Consider the following 24472-nt stretch of genomic DNA (forward strand, 5'->3'; position numbering starts at 1 on the left):
CGCTCTATATAAAAAGAACCGCAGGTCTCTTCAGATCTACGGATTTTCGCCATGCCACGAAATTAGCATCATGCTAGCAAGTTAAGCGAACACTGACATGATAAATTAGTGGTTAGCTATATTTTTTACTTTGCAACAGAACCTATTTTAATATATTTGTAAATGCCTTGGGAAATTTTTCATTTATTTACTTTGAGTATTAGACGCTGATTAAACATTAAATTATCTTTTTTAGAATTTTGTTTAAAAAAATATGATATCAATCATTAACACCAATTTCATTAAATTGATAAAACAAGTTATAATATAGGTGAAGACTTTTTAATAATAAAAATAGGAGTTCAAAAATGACAAAAAAAATGGTGATTATATCATTCGGCAGGATTTTACTTATTATAATTGGGGCACTTATTACAGCATATGGTTTGGAATCTATATTAATCCCAAATAACGTTTCTGACGGAGGAGTCACAGGGATTAGTATTGTAGGTTCCACTTTGTTTGGTTTACCTTTAGGAATATTAATAGGAATAATCAATTTACCATTTATATGGTTAGGTTATAAACAAATCGGACGTAAGTTTGCTATATTTTCAATAATAGGTATCTTATCATTATCTATATTCACTTCGATTATGCATCATGTACCAACAATTATTGAAGGTGATTCACTACTTATTACTGTAGTTGGTGGAGTTGTTATTGGATTAGGCATGGGTCTTGCCCTTAGAAATGGTGGGGCATTAGATGGTATAGATATGTTAGCCGTTTTATTATCTAGAAAGTTACCTTTCGGAACAAGTGATTTAATTTTATTTCTCAATACATTCGTATTTATACTTGTTTCTACTGTTTTTGGCTTTAAAGGTGCCATTTTATCAGCGCTCGCATATTTTATTGCTTCAAAAGTTATACATATTATTGAAGAAGGACTAAGTGGTTCGAAAACGTTTAAAATTATTACAAAAGATTATGACATTATGAATAAAGAAATTAAAGAAAGACTGGGAAGGTATTGCACATTTACAAAAGTGACTATTGATGAAGAAAATAATTCATTTGTAGAAATTTCTTGTGTTATTAATAAACTCGAAGAACAAAAACTTAAAGAAATTATAAATGATGTAGACCCAGACGCATTTATCGCAATATATGATACAGCAGAAGTTAAGGCTGGAAATATGAAAAAATCAGATATATATTAAAATTACGATAAATAAAAAGGTTCTGTTGCAAAGTTAGAAAAATATAGCTAATTACCATTTTATCATGTCGTTGTTCCCTTAACTGGCTAACATATGCCTAATTTCGTAGCATGACGAAAATCCGTAGATCTGAAGAGACCTGCGGTTCTTTTTATATAGAGCGTAAATACATTCAATACCTTTTAAAGTATTCTTTGCCGTATTGATACTTTGATATCTTGTCTTTCTTACTTTAATATGACGGTGATCTTGTTCAATGAGATTATTCAGATATTTCGATGTACAATGACAGTCAGGTTTAAGTTTAAAAGCTTTAATGACTTTATCCATTGCGACCTTCGTTGAAGGTGCCTGATCTGTAATTACCTTTTGAGGTTTACCAAATTGTTTAATGAGACGTTTGATAAATACATATGCTGAATGATTATCTCGTTGCTTACGCAACCAAATATCTAATGTATGTCCCTCTGCATCAACGGCACGATATAAATAGTTCCATTTTCCTTTTATTTTGATGTATGTCTCATCAATACGCCATTTGTACTAAGCTTTTTTATGCTTTTTCTTCCAAATTTGATATAAAATCGGGGCATATTCTTGAACCCCAAAAAATATGTAATACTAATATTCTATCCATAAAAAGTATGCGCTTAATATTAATTAAAACCTATTATCAGTAGTGTATATCAATATATATTATGAAACTGTTGACATAAGAAAAGATTATAGGTAGTTAAAATGTATATCTTATACATAATCAATAAAAGTTGAATTTAATGTATTTGACATAGAGGAATTTTTTTACATTTCTTTTTCGTTAACTCAGCATATCTTGTAGTTCACTATATTGGAAAGTATTTATTATAAAATATTTCTATGTTTTTGCTAAGTCTTGTCTTTCTATATTTTCGAGTACTAATAAAAAAACTTTCTCACTAATATTTAATGTTTTAAAGATCACTTTACTTTCCTCTTTAATCGACAGTATTATATTATGTTCTATATCTTGAAACAACATTTACTATCTCTTATTTATCTAGATGACGATATAAAGTTGCTCTACTTATGTTTGTTTTTTCTTTTATTTCATCTAGAGTGTAATTTTTGCTCATATACATTTCTATAGCATCTCTAAGATTTTTATCATCTCGTTTGGGTCTGCCTAACTTTTTTCCTTCTTTTGTATAATTTTCTAATCCAACGCGTGTCCTAAATTTAACAACATCACTTTGAAAGTCTGTAATATCATGTAGTATTTCTAAAAATTCTCCTTGAATATTTTTATAAATATATCGGTTTAAATTAATTACATATAAAGATATATCCTTCTGTGAAAGATAATCTAATATATCTACTAATTGTTTCGTAGAATCTGCAAGTATACATAAATCTGTAATATATACTGCATCCCCCGAGACCAACTTCTTTTTTAAAAGAAGGTCTAATTCATTTCTTTTTTTATTATTAGCATGACTTTCCTCAACTATTTTTTTTGTATAGGTTTCTATTTTCTTTTTTTGTTCGTTTAAATCATCGTTTATTGTAACAGGTCTGATATAACCGTATTTCATTTACTTGCACCACCCTATAGCTAAAGTATAACAGGAAAGTTTCATTAAAGGGTACACATATGAAACTTTTCTGTTATACTTTACAATATAATTAAATAAAAAGGAGAGTAAGTTATGGTTGAAAAATTAAAACATGAATGGTTTAACCAGCCAGGTAAAAATATACTTGCCGGTATCGTGGTTGCCTTAGCTTTAATCCCTGAAGCTATCGCATTTTCAATTATTGCTGGCGTAGATCCAATGGTTGGTTTGTATGCTTCATTTATCATCGCTGTTGTTACTGCTATTGTTGGTGGTAGACCTGCAATGATATCAGGTGCAACAGGGGCTGTTGCCTTATTAGTTACACCACTTGTGAAAGATTATGGTGTAGAATATCTTTTAGCTGCCACGATATTAATGGGAGTAATTCAATTAGTTTTAGGCCTTCTCAAAGTGGGGCGTTTAATGAAATTTATACCTCATTCCGTCATGATAGGTTTTGTAAATGCATTAGGTATTATGATTTTCATGTCCCAAATAGAACATATCTTCGGTATTTCAATCTCAACTTATATATATGTAATTGTAACATTACTCATTGTATATATAATCCCTAAATTTTTCAAAGCAATACCTGCACCATTAATAGCTATCATCGTATTGACTGCTCTTTATATGTATACAGGTTCTGACGTGAGAACTGTTGGTGATTTAGGAAATATTAAGCAAGCTTTACCGCACTTTTTAATTCCTAATGTTCCCTTTAATTTAGAAACACTTCAAATCATTTTTCCATACTCGCTATCTATGGCTATTGTAGGTCTAGTAGAAAGTTTACTTACTGCTAAAATTGTAGATGATGCAACAGACACTTATAGTAGTAAAAACAGAGAATCTCGTGGCCAAGGCATTGCTAATATGATTACAGGATTATTCGGTGGTATGGGAGGTTGTGCCATGATTGGACAATCTGTAATCAATGTCAAATCAGGTGCAAACAGTAGATTATCTACTTTTTCTGCTGGTGTTGTCTTAATATTCATGATTATTGTTCTTGGAGGACTTGTTGTTCAAATTCCAATGCCAATTTTAGCAGGTATTATGGTTATGGTTTCGATTGGTACATTTGATTGGAATTCTTTTAAATATATTCAAAAAGCACCAAAAACAGATGCAGTTGTTATGATACTTACAGTGATAATTGTACTGATGACACATAACTTAGCTCTCGGCGTGGTCGTAGGTGTTATTTTCAGTGCTTTATTCTTTGCTACTAAAATATCAAAAGTAGAAGTAACATCTGAGAAGTTTGGTAAAACTAACCGTTTATCTTTTAAAGGTCAAATCTTTTTTGTTTCTATTGACTCTATGATGGATCAAATTAGCTTTAATATTGAAAATAGTATTATAGAATTAAACTTTAATAATGCTCATTTATGGGATGATTCAGCAGTAGATGCTATTGATACAATGGTAAGGAAGTTCGAAGAAAAAAATAACATTGTTCATGTAGAAAAACTAAATTCAGATAGTCGTAAAATAGTCTCAGAATTAAGCAAACTAAATGAAAATCATTTAAACTAAGGAGTGTTGTTTATGTATAAATCAATTTTATTAGCAGCCGATGGGTCAGAAAATAGTTTACGTTCAGCACAGGAAGTTTTGAACTTTATAGATGAAAATACTATAGTTACTTTAATTACAGTTGTAAATGTTGAAGAATCGAAAACAGATGTTTTACATGGTAAACAAGGACATAGTTTAACAAATGAAAGAGAAGACAAATTATCCAGTATAACTGAACTATTTGTAGAACATAATGTAAATTATGAAGTAAAAATTGCACATGGTCTTCCTGCAGAAACAGTGGTTTCAGTTGCTAATAGTGGTAAATATCAAGCAATTGTTTTAGGGTCTCGTGGTCTAAATAGTTTACAAGAAATGGTATTGGGTAGCGTCAGTCACAAAGTGGCTAAACGTTCAAAAATTCCCGTTATCATTGTAAAATAGTCTGTCTAACTCAATCCATAAAAGGATTGAGTTTTATTTTGAGACGACTAAGGGTACCTTAGTAATTTAATAAAGTCTATTTTACAATATAAAAAAACAATACACAGTAATGTGTATTGTTAATTATTTCAGTATATAAACTTTAACGTAATCATAATTTCAAATAACATTTTAAGATATTTATTTTTGTTCACATAATTACTGATTATCAGAAGTTTAATTCACATTAAAAGAGGCTGGTACATAATTCCTAGCCTCTTTTTTATTTTAAATATAAACATATAACATGTTACCTTATTTAAACATTATAGAAGTAACTAAGAGAGTCACACCAGATAGACAAATTGAAGTTACACAGATCACAATGAATGGTTTAAGTGCTTTTGAAATAACTTCTTTTAAAACGATATTCAATCCTAGAGCAACCATCGCCATTAACATACATACCGTTGTAATAACATTTATAATATTCATAAGTAATGAAGGAATAGGAACAAATGTATTGATACAAGCCATTATAATAAATCCAATTAGAAAATAAGGAATATCGATTTTTTGTTGCACTTGACTTGAGTGTGATTTATAACGCATATACAAAGTTAAGACAATGCTTAATGGAATAAGTAAAAACACACGGCCTAATTTTCCAAGTAAAGCAAATGTCATTGCCTCTGGCCCGCCAATATCTGCTGCTAAGACGACATGAGCGATTTCATGTAGACTGATACCTGTCCAAGCGCCATAAGTTATAGTAGGTATGTTAAAAATAGCCTCGATAGCTGTATAAATAAGTGCAAATATAGTTCCAATTAGTGCAATAATACCTACACTTATTGCAGTGTCTTTTTCTTTAGATTTTAAGATTGGTGCTGTAGCTGCAATAGCTGCAGCTCCGCATACTCCTGTACCAATACCAAGTAGTATAGAGATATCTTGATTTCCTTTAATAATTTGATTCAAAATTAAAGTTAAACTTATTGAAAAGATAATTACGATAATATCAATAAGTAGTAATTTCCAGCCTTTACCTAGAATATCTCCCATATTTAATTTTAACCCATATAAGATAATCGCAAATTTCAATAAACGTTTCGATGCAAACGTAATACCTGGGCGAATATGCTCAGGATAACCTATGACTTGGCGGTATATCATCGCAAAAATGATGGCAATAGCTAATGCCCCAATCGTATGTAAAATAGGAAATTTAGCTAATATATAACTGATTATTGCAATCGTAAATGTAAACATAATACCTTTCATAAATGAAGCCTGCGTTATTGATTTCATATGTACTTTCACCTCGATATAAAATCTTAGCACGTTATTGTTATAGCGTTAAATAAATAATAAGTATAGTATATATATCAAAAATGTTATATTAGACTTAAAGGAGAATGATGCATGGATCCGTATAAGGTATTAATTGAAGTAATGAAAACAGAAAGTTTTACTAGAGCAGCAGAAAATTTATATACTTCGCAGCCTTCTGTGAGTCGTGATATTAAACGTTTAGAATTAAAATATAATGTTAAAATATTTGAATTTAAATCTCCATATTTAAAACTAACTAGAGATGGCGAAAAGCTATTACAATATGCATTGCAACGGGAAAGTATTGAACAAGAATTATGGCAAAACTTAACATCGGAATCTGAAATCATCTCAGGCACCTTAACAATTGGAAGCAGTTATACATATGGTGAATATTTATTATCAGAACAGCTTACCCGTCTTATGCAACAATACCCTAAGTTACATATTCATTTACGTGTTAATAATTCAGATTCTGTTATAAATGATATTAAACACAACAGAGTAGATATAGGTATTGTAGAAAAGGAAATTCAAGACAATGTAATAAAATGTAAGAAAATAATAGAAGATGAAATGGTGTATATTTACAAAAAATCGGTTCAACCTAGAATGGATATATGTTTCGTTAGAGAAAAAGGGTCTGGAACAAGGTTTTATCAGGAAGTAGGTCTTTCTGAGTTAAAATTAAATCCATATTTGATAGAAATTAATAATATTAAGATTATCAAACAAATGGTAGAGGCTGGAAATGGGTTTGCGATTATTTCAAAATCAGCAATTCATCCCGAGGATTATGAAAAATTAATGATAACAACTTTAAATGTGAAACGTCACTATTACCTTGCTCAACATGTTGATAAATATATTGATAAAAATATTAGAGCTGTCATTGAAATGATTATGAAGTAGAGTATGTAAAAAAGCCGAGGCTAGGATTATGTCCCAGCCTCTTTTTAGAAAAGAAAATTAGTGAAAAAACTTTACTTATCATTTATTAGTTCGGTGTGCTCATATCACATCATAATATAAGCTATTATGACGAGAAAATTTATTGATGTTGAGCAAAATTATTAACTAAAATTACAATAAATGACGATATGACCAGGAAACTGTATAATCAATAATCTAAAAAAGACAAACAATAACTTAAAAGTGTTTGTCTCTTACATTACAATTAACATAAATAATGATTATCAGAAGTTCCATCAATATAAAAGGTGTATCAAGGGTTTATAAACTCTTGATACACCTTTTATATTCATTTTTAATTACCAAACAGTTTACTCCAAAAACTTTTTTTAGAATGATTTTCGTTTCTGATATCCTCTTTCTGCTCACCATCTATTTTATTACCTTGTTGCGGTTCACTATCTTGTTGCTTATCCTCATGTTTATCTTTACTTTCATCCCTAAAATGGGAAACCATTTTTTCTTTTTGATTATCTGAGTCATTATTTATAGAATCCATATTTTCCATTGTTTCTTGAACTTCAATGTCCTGCCTCTTATTAGCAGAATAATTGAGTTGCCTTTCTTCTTCTAACTCAGACTCCAACCTTTGTATTTTTTTGTTACTTTCTAATGCTAATACTTGTTGGTTTTCAAGTAATTTCGACCTTTCTTGTAATTCTTTTCTATAAAATTCTATTGTCGTTTCATGACGTTTTTCTTGTTTTTCAAGTTGTTTATTTAAAGTATCTATTTGCTTTTCGAGTAGTTCAATTATTTGAACATCATATTTAGATTCGTTTTTTTTATTATCTGTTTTAACTTTCTCTGAACTTACATTAGTACTTTCAAAGCCATATTTCTTTTTATTTCTGATTACTCTTTGAATGATTTTTTCTACATCAACATCATTTTTAATGAATGAAGTATTATCCTGTTTCACTGTTTCTATATTCAATCTTTTTATATTATTAAATACAGTCTGTTTACTAACTTCCAATTCTTCACTTATTTCTTTAACGCTCTTCATATCTTCAACCCTTTATAAATACTTTATCAACCCTTTATAAATAAATTTTATCACAAATACTTTTATAAAGGGAACTTAAGTAGTATTAAAAAACCTTTTATAAACACTTGATAATAATCTTATCAAGTGTTTATAAAAGGTTTTTAGTGGGATTATAATATCTTTTATATGTTCTTTTTTAATGATATAATGTCCATAATACGTTTTAGTCCCAACTACTGGTAATAGTTGGGACTGGGTAATAAAACGTTACAATACGTTAGCTATTTAATTTGATATATGTATTATATACAACAATATCTACAGTTTGCAAGTCAAAAAGTTATGTGGATTTGTAATGTTTTATTACCTCTATTCAAATTTAATTGGAAAGAGGTTTTTTATTATGTCTCGTAAAAATATTAAAAATCAAGCAAATCAAAACTTTTATATGCTACATAAAGCATTATTTGTTAATGAAAAATATAAAAAATTAAGTGATAGTGCCAAAGTTACTTATGCAATTCTCAACGATAGAGTTAGCTTGTCGATTAAAAATAATTGGGTCGATGATAATGGGGATATATATTTTATTTTTACAAATGAAAGTCTCCAGAATATATTAGATAAAAGCAAGAATACAATTACTAAAATAAAAAAAGAACTTCAAGCAGTAGGGTTACTTGAACAAATACGTACAGGATTTAATAAACCTAATAAATTATATTTGCATGATATAGAAACTAATATTAATGTAGAAAAAAGTATTCAATCCTCATCTATAACCTATAATGACAAGGAGTCCCAAAATTTGGGACTCCAGAATCCCGAATTTTGGGACTCCAGATTCTCAAAATTTGGGACTCCAGAATCCCAAATTTTAGACCCTAATGATACTGATTATAATGATACTGATTATATTAAGACTGAGAGTAATGAGACGGATGATTTGAATGATAAGAAATTAACCTATCCTAATAATCATGCAAATCATTCAAATCACGACAATTCAAACTTTAATAATGAGGCTTTAAAGTTTCAATTACTCGAAGAACTACCTCAAAGTATTCAAAGGTATTTAAATAACTTTTCCGTAAATGAAATTAAAATCATCAAACCTGTATTATTAAAAGCCAAAACGTCCTTTAATAATTCTATTGATACATATTACTTATTAGAAGATATGGAAATCGAAATACTTCATGTTCTTAAACGTTTCAAAGCTATGCTTATTCAAAAAAATGAAACCGTTGAAGCTATGCAAGGATACTTAATGAAATCTCTTAAGTCTGAATTCGCTGAAATGCATACACTTAATAAACGACGTGATCATTTACCAATCACTTCTTTATTTAATCAATAATGATTTAATTAGAGAGCATCTTTAAATAGATGTTCTCTTTTTTTATTAACAAGTGGTTGCTAAGGCAACCACCTAGATCAAACGAAAGTAAGGGAGGGGATAACAAAATAACATCAACACAATATTGAAACATAGCATGCTGCTATTAAAGAAAGGAGGAAGACTTATGAGTACTAAGAAAAAGATTAAAGTTACTTTGGCAATGATTAATGTTCTTTTAACTGCAGTCGAACTTTATCTTCAATGGCAATTGAGTAAATCTGAAAATGAACTGTAGTTAAGCAAGTAGGTGGGACTAAAACGTTTCTGTTTTAGTCCTATTTTTTTCTATAAATGGTTATTATTCGTTTGAAAATGGCTCAAACATGTCGCATAAGATGAAAAATAAAATGATCATTTAACGTTGTTTTAACTTTAAAAATTATAAAAATACTAATCGTTTTTATATTCTTTAGCAATCTTTCGTAGTTATAAAAGTGACTTAATAAAATCGTTTTTGCTATTTATTTTGTTAATGATCGGAAAGAAAAAGTTGAATTTATCATTCCATAAAATCAAAATTCAGATTCAATTGATATACATCATAAACAAAAAGTAAGTCGCTAATGTTCAAGACATGAGTCGAATGTAATTTTAAATTTGATTTTTCTATCCTAAACTGAGTAAAGATATTTACTTAGTTTTCTCTTTTTTATCTCCAATTATTTTACTAACAATGCTTATTTTGAAAATAAAAATAAGCACTTAAAGTAAAAAGTGAAGAAAAAAATAGCTACTTTTGTCTTCAAACATGTTTTGTTTTTGGAAATATTACAAACATAATAGGATTTTCAAATAGTATTTGACATGAGCATAAGGAAATCCAGTACCACCTTAAGTGGTATTCAGCATAGCTGAAGGATTATCTTATGCTCGTCTTGATTAAGTGCTCTTTTTAAAATCATCATAAACGCTGATATAACAATACTTATAGTTAATATTAAATAAAAAATTGATCGATACTATAACCTCTAATATTGCATACTATTTACAATTGTTACAAGACCACTTTAAATTGTCTGAATACTATTATTTTTGTTGATTTCATAGGCTTCAGTCGACGTCAATCCTATAAATAGGATTGATTTTTTTACCCAAATCCTATTAATCCTATTACTTTTTAACCTGTTTATTATTCTATAAATATCTCTAAATGCTCTAAAAAGTATCTTAAAATTACAAGTAAGTATATTTAAAAATTAAATAGTTTTTGTAATAAAGTTTGCTAAAAAGGAGATTAAAAAATGCTTATATTTTTATTTATTTTGGTTTGTGGTCTTTTAGGTTATTTTTTGATTAATCGTTCTAAAAAAGATTAGACACGCATTTATGCCGAGAAAATTTATTGAAGTTGAGAAGAACCCTTAACTAAACTTGAAGACGAATGTCAGCATAGCGTGAGCCATTAAGCCGACCATTCGACAAGTTTTGGGATTGTTAAGGGTTCGAGGCTCAACGTCAATAAAGCAATTGGAATAAAGCATCTATGATTATTTGAAAACATAAGTTATAATACATTCAAAAATATTTTTGAATGAGGTGTAATTATGATTCAGACTATTGTAACTGCTGCTATTCTTTATATTGCGACAGCAGTAGATTTATTAGTGATTTTATTAATATTTTTTGCTAGAGCAAAGACTAGGAAAGAATATCGAGATATTTATATTGGTCAATATGTAGGATCTGTGGCATTGATTGTCGTAAGTTTATTCTTTGCCTTTGTCTTAAATTATGTTCCTGAAAAATGGATATTAGGATTATTAGGGTTAATACCGATTTATTTAGGAATTAAAGTAGCTATTTATGATGATTGTGAAGGAGAAAAGAGAGCTAAAAAAGAATTGAATGAAAAAGGATTGTCTAAATTAGTTGGTACGGTTGCAATTGTTACGATAGCAAGTTGTGGTGCTGATAATATTGGTTTATTTGTTCCGTATTTTGTGACATTAAGTGTTACTAATTTATTAATTACTCTGTTTGTCTTTTTAATTTTAATTTTCTTCTTGGTATTTACTGCACAAAAATTATCTAATATTCCAGGAGTTGGAGAAATTGTTGAGAAATTTAGTCGTTGGATTATGGCTGTTATTTATATAGCTTTAGGTTTATTTATTATTATTGAAAATGATACTATTCAAACAATTTTAGGATTTATATTTTAATTTAGGGTGCGATTTTATATGAGTTATGAAAATGCTTGTGATGTGATCTGTGTACATGAGGATAAAGTTAACAATGCTTTAAGTTTTTTAGAAGATGATAAATCTAAGAAATTACTTAACATTTTAGAAAAAATTTGTGATGAGAAGAAATTGAAAATCATATTATCTTTGATTAAAGAAGATGAGTTGTGTGTCTGTGATATTTCTTTGATATTGAAAATAAGTGTTGCTTCAACTTCACATCATTTAAGACTTTTATATAAAAATGATGTACTTGATTTTTATAAAAAGGGAAAGATGGCATATTATTTTATTAAAGACGATGAAATAAAAGAATTTTTCTCTAAAAATCAGGAGGGTTTTTGAAACGAGTGAAACGAGTTTCTTCTTGTCTTGATACTATAAAAAAGCAAAGATATAACATAAAATGACTTATCGGAAGTTAACTATTATCGCATATTAAGAGATGATATAATATACAGGTCGCCTATCTCTCAGGCGTCAATTTAGACGCAGAGAGGAGGTGTAATTATGCTTGATAACTTTGTTCACATCATGACCACAGCAGCGAGTGGTTGTATCGTCGCATTATTTGCGCATTGGCTACGCAATCGCAACGATAAGAAAAAATAGGCGACTATAGCCACACCTAAAAATCCCCTCACTATCGGAAGTAGTGAGGGGATTGGTGTATTATACTTGATAACTTTGTTAAGTAAATTATAACACTGGTTAGTAGAAGAATGCAAAATTGATATTCATGAAATGTCAATTATAAGTACATTCAAATCCCCTCATAATAGTAGTAGTGAGAGACTTAGTATGTTACTTGTTAATCACAAGTTATATTGAACTTATTTAGATATTTTTCTTTCTGAAGACAAATACAACAAGAACTAAGAAAATAAATATATAAACAATATTACCAATAAATAATTCATGTAATTCTAATTTTGTAATTTCTTTAAAACTTTTATCAATAATTTGAACCATGATATTCATCATGTTAATTGGATTCCATTTTAACCATTCCCATTTATCAATAACAAGAGATGATTCATGATTGAACCACCTCTTTGCTATTTGTTTTGGGATTTTTATCCTAGGCTCGTTTTTAATTTAGAATAATAGAAGTTATATTAATTTTAAAATTTTCTTATAACTCTCAATATAACTAATATTGTGTGTATTCCAAGTTGAGATTATTTGTAAAATATTAGGGTAAAAAGTTAACGGATGTCAATTATAAGAGAGGGGTATTTTCAATGATTTTTGAAACAATGGAGCAAAAAGATTACGAACAAATCGTCTTTTGCCAAGATAAAGCTACAGGACTAAAAGCAATAATTTGCATTCATGATACAACGCTTGGTCCGGCATTAGGTGGTTGTCGTGTCAGAAATGACTATGCATCAGAACAAGAAGCCATTGAAGATGCTATGAATTTAGCTAGAGGAATGACTTATAAGAATGCTGCTGCTGGCTTAGACCTAGGTGGAGGCAAGACAGTAGTGATGGGAGCTCCTAGTAAAGAAAATGAAGAAGCATTTTATAGAGCTTTAGGACGTTATATTAATACATTAAACGGTCGTTATTATACAGCTGAAGATGTTGGTACTTCAGAATACATAATGAACTTAATCTATAAAGAAACACCATATGTTTGTGGTACTAGTAAATCATTTGGTTCTGCAGGTAACCCAAGTCCAATGACTGCGTATGGTATTTATATTGCTATGAAACGTACAGCGAAAGAAAAATTTGATGATGAATCATTAGAAGGTAAGACTGTTGCCGTGCAAGGTGTTGGCCATGTTTCTTATGAGTTATGTCGTTTATTAAGTAAAGATGGTGTGAATTTAATTGTCACTGATATTAATAAGGATAATGCACAACGTGCTGTAGATGATTTTGATGCTCAATTTGTAGAACCTGACGATATATTCTCAGTTGAGGCAGATATATTTGCCCCTTGTGCACTCGGTGGTATCTTAAATGATGATACAATACCACAATTAAAAGTGAAGGCAGTTTGTGGCTCTGCGAATAATCAATTAAAAGATGAAGAAACACATAGTAAAATGTTAGAGGACAAAAATATTTTGTATGCGCCAGACTACATTGTTAATAGTGGTGGGGTTATTAATACTGCAGATGAATTAAATGGTTACAATGAAGACCGTGCAAAAGAAAATATTGAAGGTATCGATCAAGTATTAAAACATATTTTTGATATTTCTAGGGAACAAAACGAAACACCACTTGAAGCTTCACAACATTTTGCAGAAAAAAGAATGGAGCAAATGTCTCGTATTCATGACATCAGAAAATAAATTAAATAAAAATATAAAAAAATACAAGGTGTAACACTTATATAAGAACTTAGGACACAGATCCCAAAATAATAGCGTAGAGATGATTCGATTACGAATTATCTCTACGCTTCTCTTTTTATCAATACTTCATATTGTTTGGCTACTCATTCTAGGGATACAAGAACGTTCATTCCTTTTCTGACAACGAATTAAAGCCATTTATAGTCAATTACTAGAATGTATTGTAGCAGACCCCTGATATAGTAGTGTACAAAATTACACATCAACTATTAATGATTTTGATGGGATTCAGCTTATTACTTAATACACCAGATACATGGTTGAATAATAATTTTAAACATAAAAGTCGAGATAATTATATCGGTTCTGTTGCAAAGTTAAATTAATATACAAAGTTATGCAAAAGCAGTAAATTATATACTATTATATCAACAGATTATTCGGTTGGATTTTATTATTTTTCATTTCTTTGTATCTATATTATATGATTTTCAAGTTTGCAACAGAACCGACATTATCATAAAAAATTATTAAAAAGAGGAATTATACAAAAATGAAGAAAATCTTAAAAATATTAATAACTTCTATTATTGTTATCATTATTATCTTAACAGTTTGGACTTTTAGTGTGATTACTTATCAGAAACACAAGAGTGAGAAAATCATCGATCACGTTATAGAACGTAAGGGTTGGGATAAAAAAATAAAAAATGAAAAAATGAGTTTTAATATTATGATGGGATATGCTGAAAAAGATATTGTTTTTAAAGATCAACCATATAGTGAGTATGAGTATAACGTGACACCAGCACCAGCACCATGGACAGATGATAAAGAGTATAAGGTGTGGGGGGAAACAGATTTACAAAAGAAAGACTCCTATTATAAATATCTTTTAGAATCAGAACCTTACAGAAAATAATATAAATGTATAACATAATAAAAAATAGAGATTATTCATCTACCACTTAGAGACAGCGTAGACTTCTACCTAATTATATTAATAAAATGATATTGAAGGAAAAATAATATTGAAAAGAGAAATTTTAAAATGAAATGGTTAAAAATCATTATATTAATTTTATCTTTAGTTCCAATAGAATTTATCGGATTATTTACTGATTATCAAACAGGTTTATTAATAGGTTACATCCCATTTATAATAGTTGCTATATTAATGAGTATATCCATTTTTAAATTCGGCTTTAAAAATAATATAAGTATTGTAATAGGTAGATGCATTGGAATATTTCTTTCTTGGGTATGTGTTCATTTATTTATGAACATTTACGATTCATCAGATTATTTTAAACCTCTTACCACAGATATTTTTTCATTATTTTTAGGAGCTATTTATTTCATATTTATTATGCTTATATATTTAGTTATCTATGGCTTTTCTCACCGTAATAAGTGACTATTATGTTACTTATATTAAAGGACACAAAGATTAATTTAACAACGTTTGTGTTTTTTAGTATTTATACAAACTAACTACCTATAATGCATGTTATGGCAACAAAAGGGAACTCAATAATGAGTTCCCTTTTGTTATTTATTATTCTAATTCTATTGTTTTAACCTCAGGCCCTTCTGGGATAAAAGCATGCTTAATTTTTATATAAAGTTTCGCAGGTTTATCATTTAGATTCACTTGGTAATATCCGATGCCCTCACTTCCTTGATTATCTGATCGTAATTTAATTGATACTTTTTTAGAGTTTCTTAAAATTTGATAAGTTTTATTATTATCTGTTATATCATGTAATTTTTTTGTATCGTGATTTTTTATATAACTATTGATTTGTTTTTCGCTAGAATAGCAAGCCCATTTATCAAAAAAGAAAAAATTCATAAAAATATAACAAATAATTATAATCATGATTATGCCAATGATATAAAATGATTTTTTCATAAAAAACACCTCATCATCAAAAAAATTTTTATAATTTATGATAACTTAAAAATATAGGTTCTGTTGCAAACTTGAAAATCATATAATATAGATACAAAGAAATGAAAAATAATAAAATCCAACCGAATAATCTGTTGATATAATAGTATATAATTTACTGCTTTTGCATAACTTTGTATATTAATTTAACTTTGCAACAGAACCAGCTTTTTTATGCTTTTTCTTCCAAATTTGATATAAAATTGGGGCATATTCTTGAACCCAACGGTAGACCGTTGAATGATGAACGTTTACACCACGTTCCCTTAATATTTCAGATATATCACGATAACTCAATGCATATCTTAGATAGTAGCCAACCGCTACAGTGATAACATCCTTGTTAAATTGTTTATATCTGAAATAGTTCATACAGAAGACTCCTTTTTGTTAAAATTATACTATAAATTCAACTTTGCAACAGAACCGAATAATTGATCACCATAAGTTTTCAGACGCTGTGAGAAGCTCTCATTTGCATTGAAAAACCGTTTATTAAAACAAATCATCGTTATCGTGTTTAATTCTATAAACAGTTTGTCTTGTAATATTCACTTCTTTCGCAATTTTACTAATCGCTTTGCCTTCCTCTAACATTTCTACAACACGATGATAGATAACACGTTTTTGAGGATCTTTCGCATTGGGAGAATATAATAAAGGTCGTCCTTTATATACGCCTTTCTCTTTCGCAACTTGAATCCCTTGAGCTTGTCGACGTTTACTTTCATTTCTTTCTTGTTCTGAAACCATTGCTAATATCTGTATAATTAAATCTTTCATAAATTTATCTAATAATGGATTACCAATGACTTCATTCATCATTGGTAGACTGGTAATCATCAATTGTACTTCTTTCTCTTTAAGATAATTAACGGTATTAATGACTTCATCATAATTACGACCTAAACGATCAATTGATTCCACGACAAAACGATCTCCCATTCTCACAAAGTTCAATGCTTCTTGAAAGACGGGTCTGTTTTCTATAGATTGACCTGATTGTTTTTCTGTAAAAATTTTTTCAGCACCAAATGTTTTTAAATTTTCAAGTTGTCTTTCTAAATTTTGATCTACTGATGATACCCGCGCATAGCCCACAATCATTTAGTTTCACCTCATAATTAATATACACCCTAATCATACATTTTAATTGCTGTAATTTCAACAATTCATTTTGTATGATTAGGGTGTACCTATAACTTACAAAATTTCTTATAGCTTAATGTATTACTTAACATCTTAATTGACTTTATAGTAGGAGGCCTTATCACTCTCTTTAAATTGCCAATTTTTTATTGTAAACTGTGTATAAATCATATTTGAGGAGGTGTCTAAATGTTTCTTATAGCATATTGTTGCAGATATTTACAGATTATACGCAACAAATTTTCGATTTTAATTCCAAAATTGGTGAAGTCTGTCTTTTTTGAAATTAATAATCGAATCTATAAGGAACTGACACTATATACTTCTTCCTTATAGATGATATGGAGGAAGAAAAATGAATATACTCAATGCTTCGAATATTTCTAAAAGTTATGTAGAAGAAACTTTATTCGATAATATCAAGGTGACCCTTAATTCTGGTGATACTGTAGGATTAGTAGGACGTAACGGTGAAGGAAAAACTACTTTATTAAGATTACTAGCAGGGTTAGAAAAACCTTCCGAAGGCATTATTAGTTGGAAGAAAAATGTGAGAATAGGCTATTTAAATCAAATACCTGATTATGAAAATGATACAAGTGTTTATCAATGTTTGAAATCTGTATTTCAAGAGTTAAATGCTATATCAGAACAACTTGAAACTATAGAAAATAAAATGGCTGAAGACATAGAAAGTATAACTACACTAATGTCTCGCTATGGTGAACTACAAACATATTATGAAGAAAATGGTGGTTACGAAATAGATGCTAAGATACGTAAGGTGACTTATGGGTTAAATATTGACCATTTACTTGATACAGAGTGGGGAAACTTATCAGGGGGAGAACGTACAAAAGTAGGCCTTGCTCAAATATTAATTAAGTCTACTGATTTGCTACTTTTAGATGAACCAACAAATCACCTTGATGTTAAATCTATAGAATGGTTGACTAACTATATAGAAAATTTTGAAGGTGCTACAGTAATCGTCTCACACGATCGTTACTTTTTAGATGAAACAGCAAATCAAATTATGGAAATAGATCAAAAAAAGCTCCATGTTTATAATGGGAATTATTCGCAATTTGTTGAAGAAAGAGAAAAAAGGCTGTTAGTCGAATTCGAAGCCTATAAAACACAACAAAAGAAAATCAAAAAAATGAAAGAATCTATTAAGCAATTAAGAACATGGGCAAGCCAAGCTAAACCACCGAATGCTGCAATGTATCGTCGAGCTAAAAGTATGGAAAAAGCTTTGAATCGTATTAAGCGATTAGAAAAACCAACTTTAGATTCAAAAAAAATGAATATGAAACTAGAGGAAGGTAAGCGTGTTTCAAATAGAGTTATTGAAATGGAAAATGTCGCTAAAGGATATGACTATTTATTATTTGAAAATGTAAATATGTTAATTCGAAGAGGCGAACATGTCGCTATTATAGGAGATAATGGTACAGGTAAATCTACATTGTTAAAAATAATTTTAGGGCTTACTTCAATAGATGAGGGTTCTATTAAGACTGCAAACAATTTAAAAATTGGTTATCTTTCACAACATGAATTTGAAAGTGATAACGATGATACTTTATTGAATACAATTCGTGAAAAAGTCAATGTAACAGAAGGAGAAGCTAGACATATTTTAGCTAATTTCATGTTTTATGGTAAAGACGTTTTTAAAAAGGTTAAAGATTTAAGTGGAGGAGAAAAAATAAGGCTAAGATGGGCACAAATTGTAAATACTGATTATAATTTGCTTGTTTTAGACGAGCCTACAAATCATTTAGATATAGATGCCAAGGAAACCATAGAAGATGCTTTATTAGATTTTGAAGGATCCATAATTACAGTTTCACATGATAGATATTTTCTTAACAAGCTATTTAATACAACTTACTTGTTAAAAAATAAAACATTAGAGAAATTTGAGGGTAACTATAATTATATTAAAGAAAAAATTTTATAAGTAATTAAATGAACAATACAAATTAGCTGAAGAAAAAAATAAAAATACTTCAGAGATTTTGCATTCCCTTACTAACCAATGTTATAATCTAGATAACGAAAATGATTAACAATTAATGCACCAATCCCCACACTACTGCAATAGTGTGGGGATTTTTTCGATGCTGGCTTATAAAGTCGCCTATTAATTATTTGTTGCGTTTACTAAGCCAATAAGTATAATACGCAACAGCACAGCCACTGATGACTGGTGCTATGATGTGAACGAAAATGATTAGCAAAGTAATGCACCTCCTCTCTTCGTCAATTAACGCCTGAGAGATAGGCGACTCATATATTATATCATCTCTGAGTATTCGCTAATAGATAACTTCCGATAAGTCATTTTATGTTTAAATAAACATCAAAACTAACAATAACAACCTTGATTTTAGTAAAATATAGATATCTTCAAATTTTTTAAATCATTCAAGTTAATATATAAGTATCTATTGGTTCTGTTGCAAAGTTAAATTAATATACAAAGTTATGCAAAAGCAGTAAATTATATACTATTATATCAACAGATTATTCGGTTGGATTTTATTATTTTTCATTTCTTTGTATCTATATTATATGATTTTCAAGTTTGCAACAGAACCTTCAAAATCAAAGGCTAAATCTAATCTTGTAAAACCGTCATCTTCCATGTAGCTTATTATATTTTGTTTTAACCAAATCATTTCATCTCGTGTAAGTTTGTTTGGATTAAATTCAATACGCATATTACGTCTATCCCAACTATCTGCTTTCACTTTGTCATATTCAATATAAACTTTTTCTTGAAGTGCTTTAGCTTTAAACTTTGTTTGAAGAATATCCCAAAGTCTTATTTGGGGCTCTACACTCATAAATTTAGAAAGGGCTTGAGCGTTGTCTCGGTTGAGATTTCCAACGATCGTCATTGCATCAAAACTTAATTTTGGATCAGATATGCACACAGTATGTGCGTCCAACCGGCTATTAGAGTAGCCGGTTTTAGAAAAATTGTCTAAATCGTGATTTTCCAAATGATTTGAATGATTTGCATGATTGTTTTTATACATAAAAAATCGACTCCTTAATCTCAATTTCGTTTAAGGAATCGCTCACCCAAATATATATCTTGATGTATATTTAAATATCGTTTAATATCTAAATATACAAGATTATAAAAACAACTCAGTGTTTTTTTCTTTGAATGATGTCGTTCACAAACTTTGGTCAGGGCGTGAGCGACTCCTTTTTATTTTGTTATTAATATAACACTATCAAAAGACTTGGTCTAATCAGATCAAGTCTTTTTTTATTTAAGCATTTGTATTATCTGGTAAACAGTTAAAACTACTAAAACACCAAGTACATACTTACTTGTTATAAAATTCTCAAAGGCTTCTCTGAATTTCATTTCTTCAACTCCTTTTATTGCTTTATTCCAATTTCCTTATTGGTCGGAACCTACAGGGCTTTATGTGTTGTTGAGTTGGTACTTTCTTGGGATTAATCCCAATTCAAGTCCAACCAACTCGCTAACAAGTTAGCTAACACATAGCCCATTCCAACCAATAAGTTTTCTCGGCATAAATGCATGTTCTATAAGTGCATACCTCTATCTCGTTTTTGATTCTTTTGTTGTTCTTGTTGCTGTTCCTGTTCTGAATATAATTCTGGATTCATTTTTTTATCTAAGTTTCCTGCTAAACCATTTAGTTTTGGTTCATCTTCTGTTAACTTATTAACTCTTTCCGCAAAGGTATTTCTTCCTAAAACTCGTTCTAACTCTTTTAGTAAGATTTTTAAAAGCTTTAACGCTATTTCTATATTCTCTTTAAGTGGCTTTGCATTTTCGTAAAGTTGGTTAAAATTATCGTCTGCGTTTTCAATACGCTCAACTGCTTTATTTAATAAATCATCTTTCTCTCGTATTTCCTTATCTTTATCATCTAAGGCTCTACCAGACTTTATATACTCGTAATCTTCCGAAATATCTTGAGCAGCTTTTATCTGTTTCTGAAATTCATTGAAATCTTTTTGGCTTATTACAACATTTCCAGTTTCTTGTATTTCTTTGCTAAATAAACCACCTACTTTTTCAGTTTCTTGCTCATACGGAACATTTATAGGCTTTTTAAGCGTATTTAACGATTTTTGGTACTCTTGCATTAATTTATCGTTCTTTTGCTTTATATGGTCTGTTTTTTGGCTCTCACGTTCATATTCTTGCTTATGATATTCTGTTTTTTGTTTATACTGACTTATTTGCTCATGTTTAGCATTTGTTACTTGTCTTGATTGCCCACGTTCTAAATCATATCCTCGTTGTTTAACATGCTCATTAAATCTATCTTGAAACGCTGTTAAAGCTTTTTTATTACCTACAACTTCTTTAGCACTTAAACGACCATCATCAGTTATTGGAACAACGCCATAATGCATATGTGGTGTTTTTTCGTCCATGTGAACTGTTGCATATAATAAATTATCTTTACCGTATTCTTGTTCTAAAAACTCTTTAGCATATTCAAAAAACTGCTTTGTATCTTCTGGCGTTTGATTATCAAAGAAATCATTGTCTGATGTAATTAAACCATCAATGTGTTTAATCGCGTCTGTTCTAATTTTTCTTTTGCCTGTATAATTCTGTTCGATTTTTTCATCAATCAAGTTATTAAAATTCTGTTTATTAGCATTTACCAAATCATAATTTAAGTAAGTTTTACTATGGTCTATATCTTCATTTTCATAATTATTATTTTCTCTTTGAACATGTTTTTGTATGCCCGTTGTATTTGTTCCAGATTTAACTTTTGAAACTCTAACAATGGAATAAGACATATAAAAATCACTCCTAAGCACAAAGGTTTCATGTGTATTTAATAGTTTAAGTCTAACACACTAGACTTATTTTTAATAAGTCGTTAATACGTGTGCTCTGCGAGGCTTAAACCTGTTTTTGCTAACGCAAAAAATGAGTGGCAAAATGCTAGCCACTCATAGTTCTAAACCAAAATATAATATAACTATTCAAACTGCTTTTCAGAACGTTTAAATACAATAATCGTCAAAAGACAACATAAAATAATAAGGATAGCCATGGCTACAAGAATATTACTATACACTCCAGAAGAATAATTTATAAATTCCAGAACTAGTTTACGATTAATCAATTGTAGTGACAATAAACCTCCTACAATTGCTATACCTGTTCCCTCTGATAAAAAACTTGTGAAATTTAGCAAACTCATTCCAGAAGCAACTTCTTCTTCAGAAAGACTACTTGATACTATTTTTGATATAACTGTTTTAGTAAAAGATAATCCGCCCATAACAAATATAAACATAAAAGTAGTCAACCACATACTAAACTCAACAAAAAATGCAATAGTTAAAAAACTTATAGAGATAGACAATGATCCTAAAATAAAAACAAATAATGATCCTTTTCTATCCACTAAAAAACCACCAAAATAACCAAAAACAATAACACTCATGGTTCCAGGAAAAATAACACTATTACCTATTGTCGCTACATTTACATGATAAATAGTTTTCATCATATAAGGCACCATTGATATAAAACCAGCTACTATAGAAAATATTAGCCCACCAGAAAACAAACCAAGCATAAACGGAATGTTTTTCCCTAGTTTAGGATTAATAAAAGGGTTAGAAACTCTTGAAATATGTTTAATAAAAATCACAAAAAAGATTGTGAAGAGTATTAAAAAAGTCCAATTATAATTTGTCGTAAATAACATAAAACATATAATACTTATAGACATTAAAACAATACCTACGATATCTAATGTATTTTTTGTTGATTTACCAGGTACCATTACTTTAATAAGAAAAGGTATAGTTACTATTGTAATCATAGGAAGTATAAGTAGGTAAGACCAATGAATATAATGTGCTATTATTCCCCCTATTGAAGGACCTAACCCTTCACCTAAAGCTACAATTGATCCTATAAAACCAAAGGCTTTGCCTTGTTTTTTTCTTGTAATATTTCTAGCTACAACCACCATAATCAGTGAAGGGAATGCAGCAGATCCTACTCCTTGTACTAACCTACCAAAAATCAAAATAAAAAAGTGATTGTGACCAATAAAAGCAATCAATGAACCAAGACAGCTCAAACTAATACCAATAATTAACAATTTTTTTATATTTATATAATCAGATAATTTTCCATATACTGCTGTTCCTATCGAAAAAGTTAACATATATGCAGTGTTTACCCAGTTTGTAATTCCAGGAGTAGTATTAAAATGATTTGCAATATCAGGTAAAGAAACATTTAAAACCATTTCATTTAATACACTAAAAAATGAAAGAATACAAAGCCAAAATAAAACGCTATAAAACAAACCTTTAAATTTTTTATATAAACTAAACAATTTTACCTCTTTACTTGAGGTGACTAAAGTTTATAGGGGTAAATTATTCTTTCACCTCATATAAATTCCCCAAATTTTTAAATAGACACTTCATAAAAAAATCCTCCTAAATTAGAATAGTTTAAATATATCATTTTTGTTCAGTAATATTAATATGTACACTATTTCCAAAATTTAAATTCATGTTGCCAAAAATCGATTTGTTTTTGCAATTGTTTTTCGTTCGCTTTTAAAGTCGATTTCATTAAGTCCGTTAAATCGACTGGCGAAATTTCTTTTATCAAATTCTTATATTTTGTTCTAGAATTTCTGTGAAGCTTTCCCCATTCTTCTTCATCACTCAATAACATAAAAACTATTGCTCTATCCGCAGTGCGTTGGATAGTTTTCCAATCTGGTTGCAAGATATGTAAATCACTAAAGCAATCATTCCAGTAATCCACCATATCTCTTTTAAGTTCGATTTCTACACGCCATAAATGTTCAGACATAACTTCAGCATCTGCATTATCTTTACGTTCTTGCTTTTTATTATAAATTCTAATAAATCTATTACTATCTCTCACGCCAAAATATTTTGTTTCTGGCTTACCATTACGACCATAAAAAATAGTTTTCTTAACTGCTTTATCAGACATTGCATAGTAGTCACTCAAATCATCTTCAAAATGGTTCTGTTGCAAAGTTAAATTAATATACAAAGTTATGCAAAAGCAGTAAATTATATACTATTATATCAACAGATTATTCGGTTGGATTTTATTATTTTTCATTTCTTTGTATCTATATTATATGATTTTCAAGTTTGCAACAGAACCAAAAAGCTTATTACAAATGGCGTATTGATGAGACGTACATCAAAATAAAAGGAAAATGGAGTTATTTATATCGTGCCATTGATGCAGAGGGACATACATTAGATATTTGGTTGCGTAAGCAACGAGATAATCATTCAGCATATGCGTTTATCAAACGTCTCATTAAACAATTTGGTAAACCTCAAAAGGTAATTACAGATCAGGCACCTTCAACGAAGGT

20 protein-coding genes and 6 pseudogenes are annotated in these 24472 nt (G+C 29.2%); 13 read left to right on the forward strand and 13 right to left on the reverse strand.

Annotated features, from left to right (window positions below):
- Positions 1 to 347: 347 nt before the first annotated feature.
- The gene (locus tag E2558_RS11945; RefSeq protein ID WP_000162894.1) at positions 348 to 1205 is read left to right on the forward strand and encodes a YitT family protein; all 858 of its coding nucleotides are present in this window, start codon (positions 348 to 350) and stop codon (positions 1203 to 1205) included.
- Positions 1206 to 1283: 78 nt separating this feature from the next.
- On the opposite strand, the pseudogene E2558_RS11950 reads toward E2558_RS11945, so the two are convergent.
- Together E2558_RS11950 and E2558_RS11955 are read right to left on the reverse strand one after the other, a co-directional pair.
- Positions 1284 to 1820: pseudogene (locus tag E2558_RS11950) on the reverse strand (IS6 family transposase); the annotation flags it as partial.
- 413 nt (positions 1821 to 2233) lie between these two features.
- Complete coding sequence (locus E2558_RS11955) at positions 2234 to 2776, reverse strand: recombinase family protein (RefSeq protein WP_002447401.1); 543 nt, start codon at positions 2774 to 2776, stop codon at positions 2234 to 2236.
- A 114-nt stretch (positions 2777 to 2890) separates the two neighbouring features.
- Here E2558_RS11955 and E2558_RS11960 point away from each other — a divergent pair, with 114 nt between their 5' ends.
- Positions 2891 to 4342, forward strand: a complete 1452-nt coding sequence (locus E2558_RS11960) for a SulP family inorganic anion transporter (protein WP_002447402.1) — start codon at positions 2891 to 2893, stop codon at positions 4340 to 4342.
- Between the two features lie 12 nt (positions 4343 to 4354).
- On the forward strand, positions 4355 to 4768 hold the full coding sequence (locus tag E2558_RS11965; protein WP_002447403.1) for a universal stress protein: 414 nt from the start codon (positions 4355 to 4357) through the stop codon (positions 4766 to 4768).
- A 294-nt stretch (positions 4769 to 5062) separates the two neighbouring features.
- Here E2558_RS11965 and E2558_RS11970 read toward each other — a convergent pair whose 3' ends face one another.
- The gene (locus E2558_RS11970) at positions 5063 to 6058 is read right to left on the reverse strand and encodes a YeiH family protein (RefSeq protein ID WP_070441690.1); all 996 of its coding nucleotides are present in this window, start codon (positions 6056 to 6058) and stop codon (positions 5063 to 5065) included.
- Between the two features lie 114 nt (positions 6059 to 6172).
- Between E2558_RS11970 and E2558_RS11975 the strand changes: the two genes are divergently transcribed.
- Entirely contained in the window at positions 6173 to 6994 is an 822-nt protein-coding gene (locus E2558_RS11975; protein WP_070441693.1) for a LysR family transcriptional regulator, read from the forward strand.
- A gap of 355 nt (positions 6995 to 7349) precedes the next feature.
- On the opposite strand, the gene E2558_RS11980 is transcribed toward E2558_RS11975, so the two are convergent.
- Complete coding sequence (locus E2558_RS11980) at positions 7350 to 8063, reverse strand: DUF536 domain-containing protein (RefSeq protein WP_126564929.1); 714 nt, start codon at positions 8061 to 8063, stop codon at positions 7350 to 7352.
- 385 nt (positions 8064 to 8448) lie between these two features.
- Here E2558_RS11980 and E2558_RS11985 point away from each other — a divergent pair, with 385 nt between their 5' ends.
- The 4 genes from E2558_RS11985 (at position 8449) to E2558_RS12000 (ending at position 12242) form a co-directional block, all read left to right on the forward strand.
- Positions 8449 to 9405 (forward strand): replication initiator protein A, encoded by a 957-nt coding sequence (locus E2558_RS11985; protein ID WP_126564930.1) that lies wholly within the window; start codon positions 8449 to 8451, stop codon positions 9403 to 9405.
- A 1586-nt stretch (positions 9406 to 10991) separates the two neighbouring features.
- Positions 10992 to 11609, forward strand: coding sequence for a CadD family cadmium resistance transporter (locus E2558_RS11990; RefSeq protein ID WP_012818129.1), 618 nt, complete (start codon positions 10992 to 10994; stop codon positions 11607 to 11609).
- Positions 11610 to 11627: 18 nt separating this feature from the next.
- Positions 11628 to 11975 (forward strand): ArsR/SmtB family transcription factor, encoded by a 348-nt coding sequence (locus tag E2558_RS11995; RefSeq protein ID WP_002441960.1) that lies wholly within the window; start codon positions 11628 to 11630, stop codon positions 11973 to 11975.
- A gap of 165 nt (positions 11976 to 12140) precedes the next feature.
- Positions 12141 to 12242, forward strand: coding sequence for a type I toxin-antitoxin system Fst family toxin (locus E2558_RS12000; protein ID WP_002497230.1), 102 nt, complete (start codon positions 12141 to 12143; stop codon positions 12240 to 12242).
- A 225-nt stretch (positions 12243 to 12467) separates the two neighbouring features.
- Here the strand turns inward: E2558_RS12000 and E2558_RS12005 are convergent.
- Positions 12468 to 12647, reverse strand: a pseudogene (locus tag E2558_RS12005) (ABC transporter permease); the annotation flags it as partial.
- Positions 12648 to 12874: 227 nt separating this feature from the next.
- On the opposite strand from E2558_RS12005, the gene E2558_RS12010 reads away from it, so the two are divergent.
- The 3 genes from E2558_RS12010 to E2558_RS12020 all read left to right on the forward strand — a co-directional run bounded on the left by E2558_RS12010 (position 12875) and on the right by E2558_RS12020 (position 15362).
- Positions 12875 to 13942 (forward strand): Leu/Phe/Val dehydrogenase, encoded by a 1068-nt coding sequence (locus E2558_RS12010; RefSeq protein ID WP_002449161.1) that lies wholly within the window; start codon positions 12875 to 12877, stop codon positions 13940 to 13942.
- 556 nt (positions 13943 to 14498) lie between these two features.
- Positions 14499 to 14867 (forward strand): DUF3139 domain-containing protein, encoded by a 369-nt coding sequence (locus E2558_RS12015; RefSeq protein ID WP_070443073.1) that lies wholly within the window; start codon positions 14499 to 14501, stop codon positions 14865 to 14867.
- Positions 14868 to 14996: 129 nt separating this feature from the next.
- Positions 14997 to 15362: a hypothetical protein gene (locus E2558_RS12020; RefSeq protein ID WP_126564931.1), complete on the forward strand. Its 366-nt coding sequence runs from the start codon at positions 14997 to 14999 to the stop codon at positions 15360 to 15362.
- Between the two features lie 141 nt (positions 15363 to 15503).
- Here E2558_RS12020 and E2558_RS12025 read toward each other — a convergent pair whose 3' ends face one another.
- The 3 genes and pseudogenes from E2558_RS12025 to E2558_RS12035 form a co-directional block, all read right to left on the reverse strand.
- Positions 15504 to 15860 (reverse strand): hypothetical protein, encoded by a 357-nt coding sequence (locus E2558_RS12025; protein WP_126564932.1) that lies wholly within the window; start codon positions 15858 to 15860, stop codon positions 15504 to 15506.
- A gap of 204 nt (positions 15861 to 16064) precedes the next feature.
- Positions 16065 to 16271: pseudogene (locus E2558_RS12030) on the reverse strand (IS6 family transposase); the annotation flags it as partial.
- 123 nt (positions 16272 to 16394) lie between these two features.
- Positions 16395 to 17006, reverse strand: coding sequence for a recombinase family protein (locus E2558_RS12035; RefSeq protein ID WP_000635275.1), 612 nt, complete (start codon positions 17004 to 17006; stop codon positions 16395 to 16397).
- A gap of 397 nt (positions 17007 to 17403) precedes the next feature.
- Here E2558_RS12035 and abc-f point away from each other — a divergent pair, with 397 nt between their 5' ends.
- Entirely contained in the window at positions 17404 to 19017 is a 1614-nt protein-coding gene (gene abc-f, locus E2558_RS12040; protein WP_126564928.1) for a ribosomal protection-like ABC-F family protein, read from the forward strand.
- Between the two features lie 187 nt (positions 19018 to 19204).
- On the opposite strand, the gene E2558_RS12045 is transcribed toward abc-f, so the two are convergent.
- The 5 genes and pseudogenes from E2558_RS12045 to E2558_RS12065 form a co-directional block, all read right to left on the reverse strand.
- Positions 19205 to 19297, reverse strand: a complete 93-nt coding sequence (locus E2558_RS12045) for a type I toxin-antitoxin system Fst family toxin (protein ID WP_001791613.1) — start codon at positions 19295 to 19297, stop codon at positions 19205 to 19207.
- 345 nt (positions 19298 to 19642) lie between these two features.
- Positions 19643 to 20101 (reverse strand): annotated as a pseudogene (locus E2558_RS12050) (replication initiation factor domain-containing protein); the annotation flags it as partial.
- A gap of 526 nt (positions 20102 to 20627) precedes the next feature.
- A complete protein-coding gene (mobV, locus tag E2558_RS12055; protein ID WP_000122374.1) occupies positions 20628 to 21869 on the reverse strand; it encodes a MobV family relaxase in 1242 nt (413 codons plus the stop codon).
- Between the two features lie 185 nt (positions 21870 to 22054).
- The gene (gene tet(K), locus E2558_RS12060) at positions 22055 to 23434 is read right to left on the reverse strand and encodes a tetracycline efflux MFS transporter Tet(K) (protein ID WP_000492283.1); all 1380 of its coding nucleotides are present in this window, start codon (positions 23432 to 23434) and stop codon (positions 22055 to 22057) included.
- Positions 23435 to 23595: 161 nt separating this feature from the next.
- Positions 23596 to 24102, reverse strand: a pseudogene (locus tag E2558_RS12065) (replication initiation factor domain-containing protein); the annotation flags it as partial.
- A 140-nt stretch (positions 24103 to 24242) separates the two neighbouring features.
- Between E2558_RS12065 and E2558_RS12070 the strand changes: the two are divergent.
- A pseudogene (locus E2558_RS12070) lies at positions 24243 to 24472 on the forward strand (DDE-type integrase/transposase/recombinase); the annotation flags it as partial.

The organism is Staphylococcus pragensis (genome assembly GCF_004785665.1).
Taxonomy (GTDB): domain Bacteria; phylum Bacillota; class Bacilli; order Staphylococcales; family Staphylococcaceae; genus Staphylococcus; species Staphylococcus pragensis.

What these genes read in the sequence shown, in the direction of transcription:
- E2558_RS12015 (WP_070443073.1), top strand. Translation starts at nt 14,499, where the DNA reads ATGAAGAAAATCTTAAAAATATTAATAACTTCTATTATTGTTATCATT.
- E2558_RS11980 (WP_126564929.1), bottom strand. Translation starts at nt 8,063, where the DNA reads ATGAAGAGCGTTAAAGAAATAAGTGAAGAATTGGAAGTTAGTAAACAG.
- abc-f (WP_126564928.1), top strand. Translation starts at nt 17,404, where the DNA reads ATGAATATACTCAATGCTTCGAATATTTCTAAAAGTTATGTAGAAGAA.
- E2558_RS11955 (WP_002447401.1), bottom strand. Translation starts at nt 2,776, where the DNA reads ATGAAATACGGTTATATCAGACCTGTTACAATAAACGATGATTTAAAC.
- E2558_RS12035 (WP_000635275.1), bottom strand. Translation starts at nt 17,006, where the DNA reads ATGATTGTGGGCTATGCGCGGGTATCATCAGTAGATCAAAATTTAGAA.
- E2558_RS12000 (WP_002497230.1), top strand. Translation starts at nt 12,141, where the DNA reads ATGCTTGATAACTTTGTTCACATCATGACCACAGCAGCGAGTGGTTGT.
- E2558_RS11990 (WP_012818129.1), top strand. Translation starts at nt 10,992, where the DNA reads ATGATTCAGACTATTGTAACTGCTGCTATTCTTTATATTGCGACAGCA.
- E2558_RS11965 (WP_002447403.1), top strand. Translation starts at nt 4,355, where the DNA reads ATGTATAAATCAATTTTATTAGCAGCCGATGGGTCAGAAAATAGTTTA.
- E2558_RS12010 (WP_002449161.1), top strand. Translation starts at nt 12,875, where the DNA reads ATGATTTTTGAAACAATGGAGCAAAAAGATTACGAACAAATCGTCTTT.
- E2558_RS11945 (WP_000162894.1), top strand. Translation starts at nt 348, where the DNA reads ATGACAAAAAAAATGGTGATTATATCATTCGGCAGGATTTTACTTATT.
- E2558_RS11975 (WP_070441693.1), top strand. Translation starts at nt 6,173, where the DNA reads ATGGATCCGTATAAGGTATTAATTGAAGTAATGAAAACAGAAAGTTTT.
- E2558_RS12020 (WP_126564931.1), top strand. Translation starts at nt 14,997, where the DNA reads ATGAAATGGTTAAAAATCATTATATTAATTTTATCTTTAGTTCCAATA.
- E2558_RS11970 (WP_070441690.1), bottom strand. Translation starts at nt 6,058, where the DNA reads ATGAAATCAATAACGCAGGCTTCATTTATGAAAGGTATTATGTTTACA.
- E2558_RS11995 (WP_002441960.1), top strand. Translation starts at nt 11,628, where the DNA reads ATGAGTTATGAAAATGCTTGTGATGTGATCTGTGTACATGAGGATAAA.
- E2558_RS11960 (WP_002447402.1), top strand. Translation starts at nt 2,891, where the DNA reads ATGGTTGAAAAATTAAAACATGAATGGTTTAACCAGCCAGGTAAAAAT.
- E2558_RS12025 (WP_126564932.1), bottom strand. Translation starts at nt 15,860, where the DNA reads ATGAAAAAATCATTTTATATCATTGGCATAATCATGATTATAATTATT.
- E2558_RS11985 (WP_126564930.1), top strand. Translation starts at nt 8,449, where the DNA reads ATGTCTCGTAAAAATATTAAAAATCAAGCAAATCAAAACTTTTATATG.
- mobV (WP_000122374.1), bottom strand. Translation starts at nt 21,869, where the DNA reads ATGTCTTATTCCATTGTTAGAGTTTCAAAAGTTAAATCTGGAACAAAT.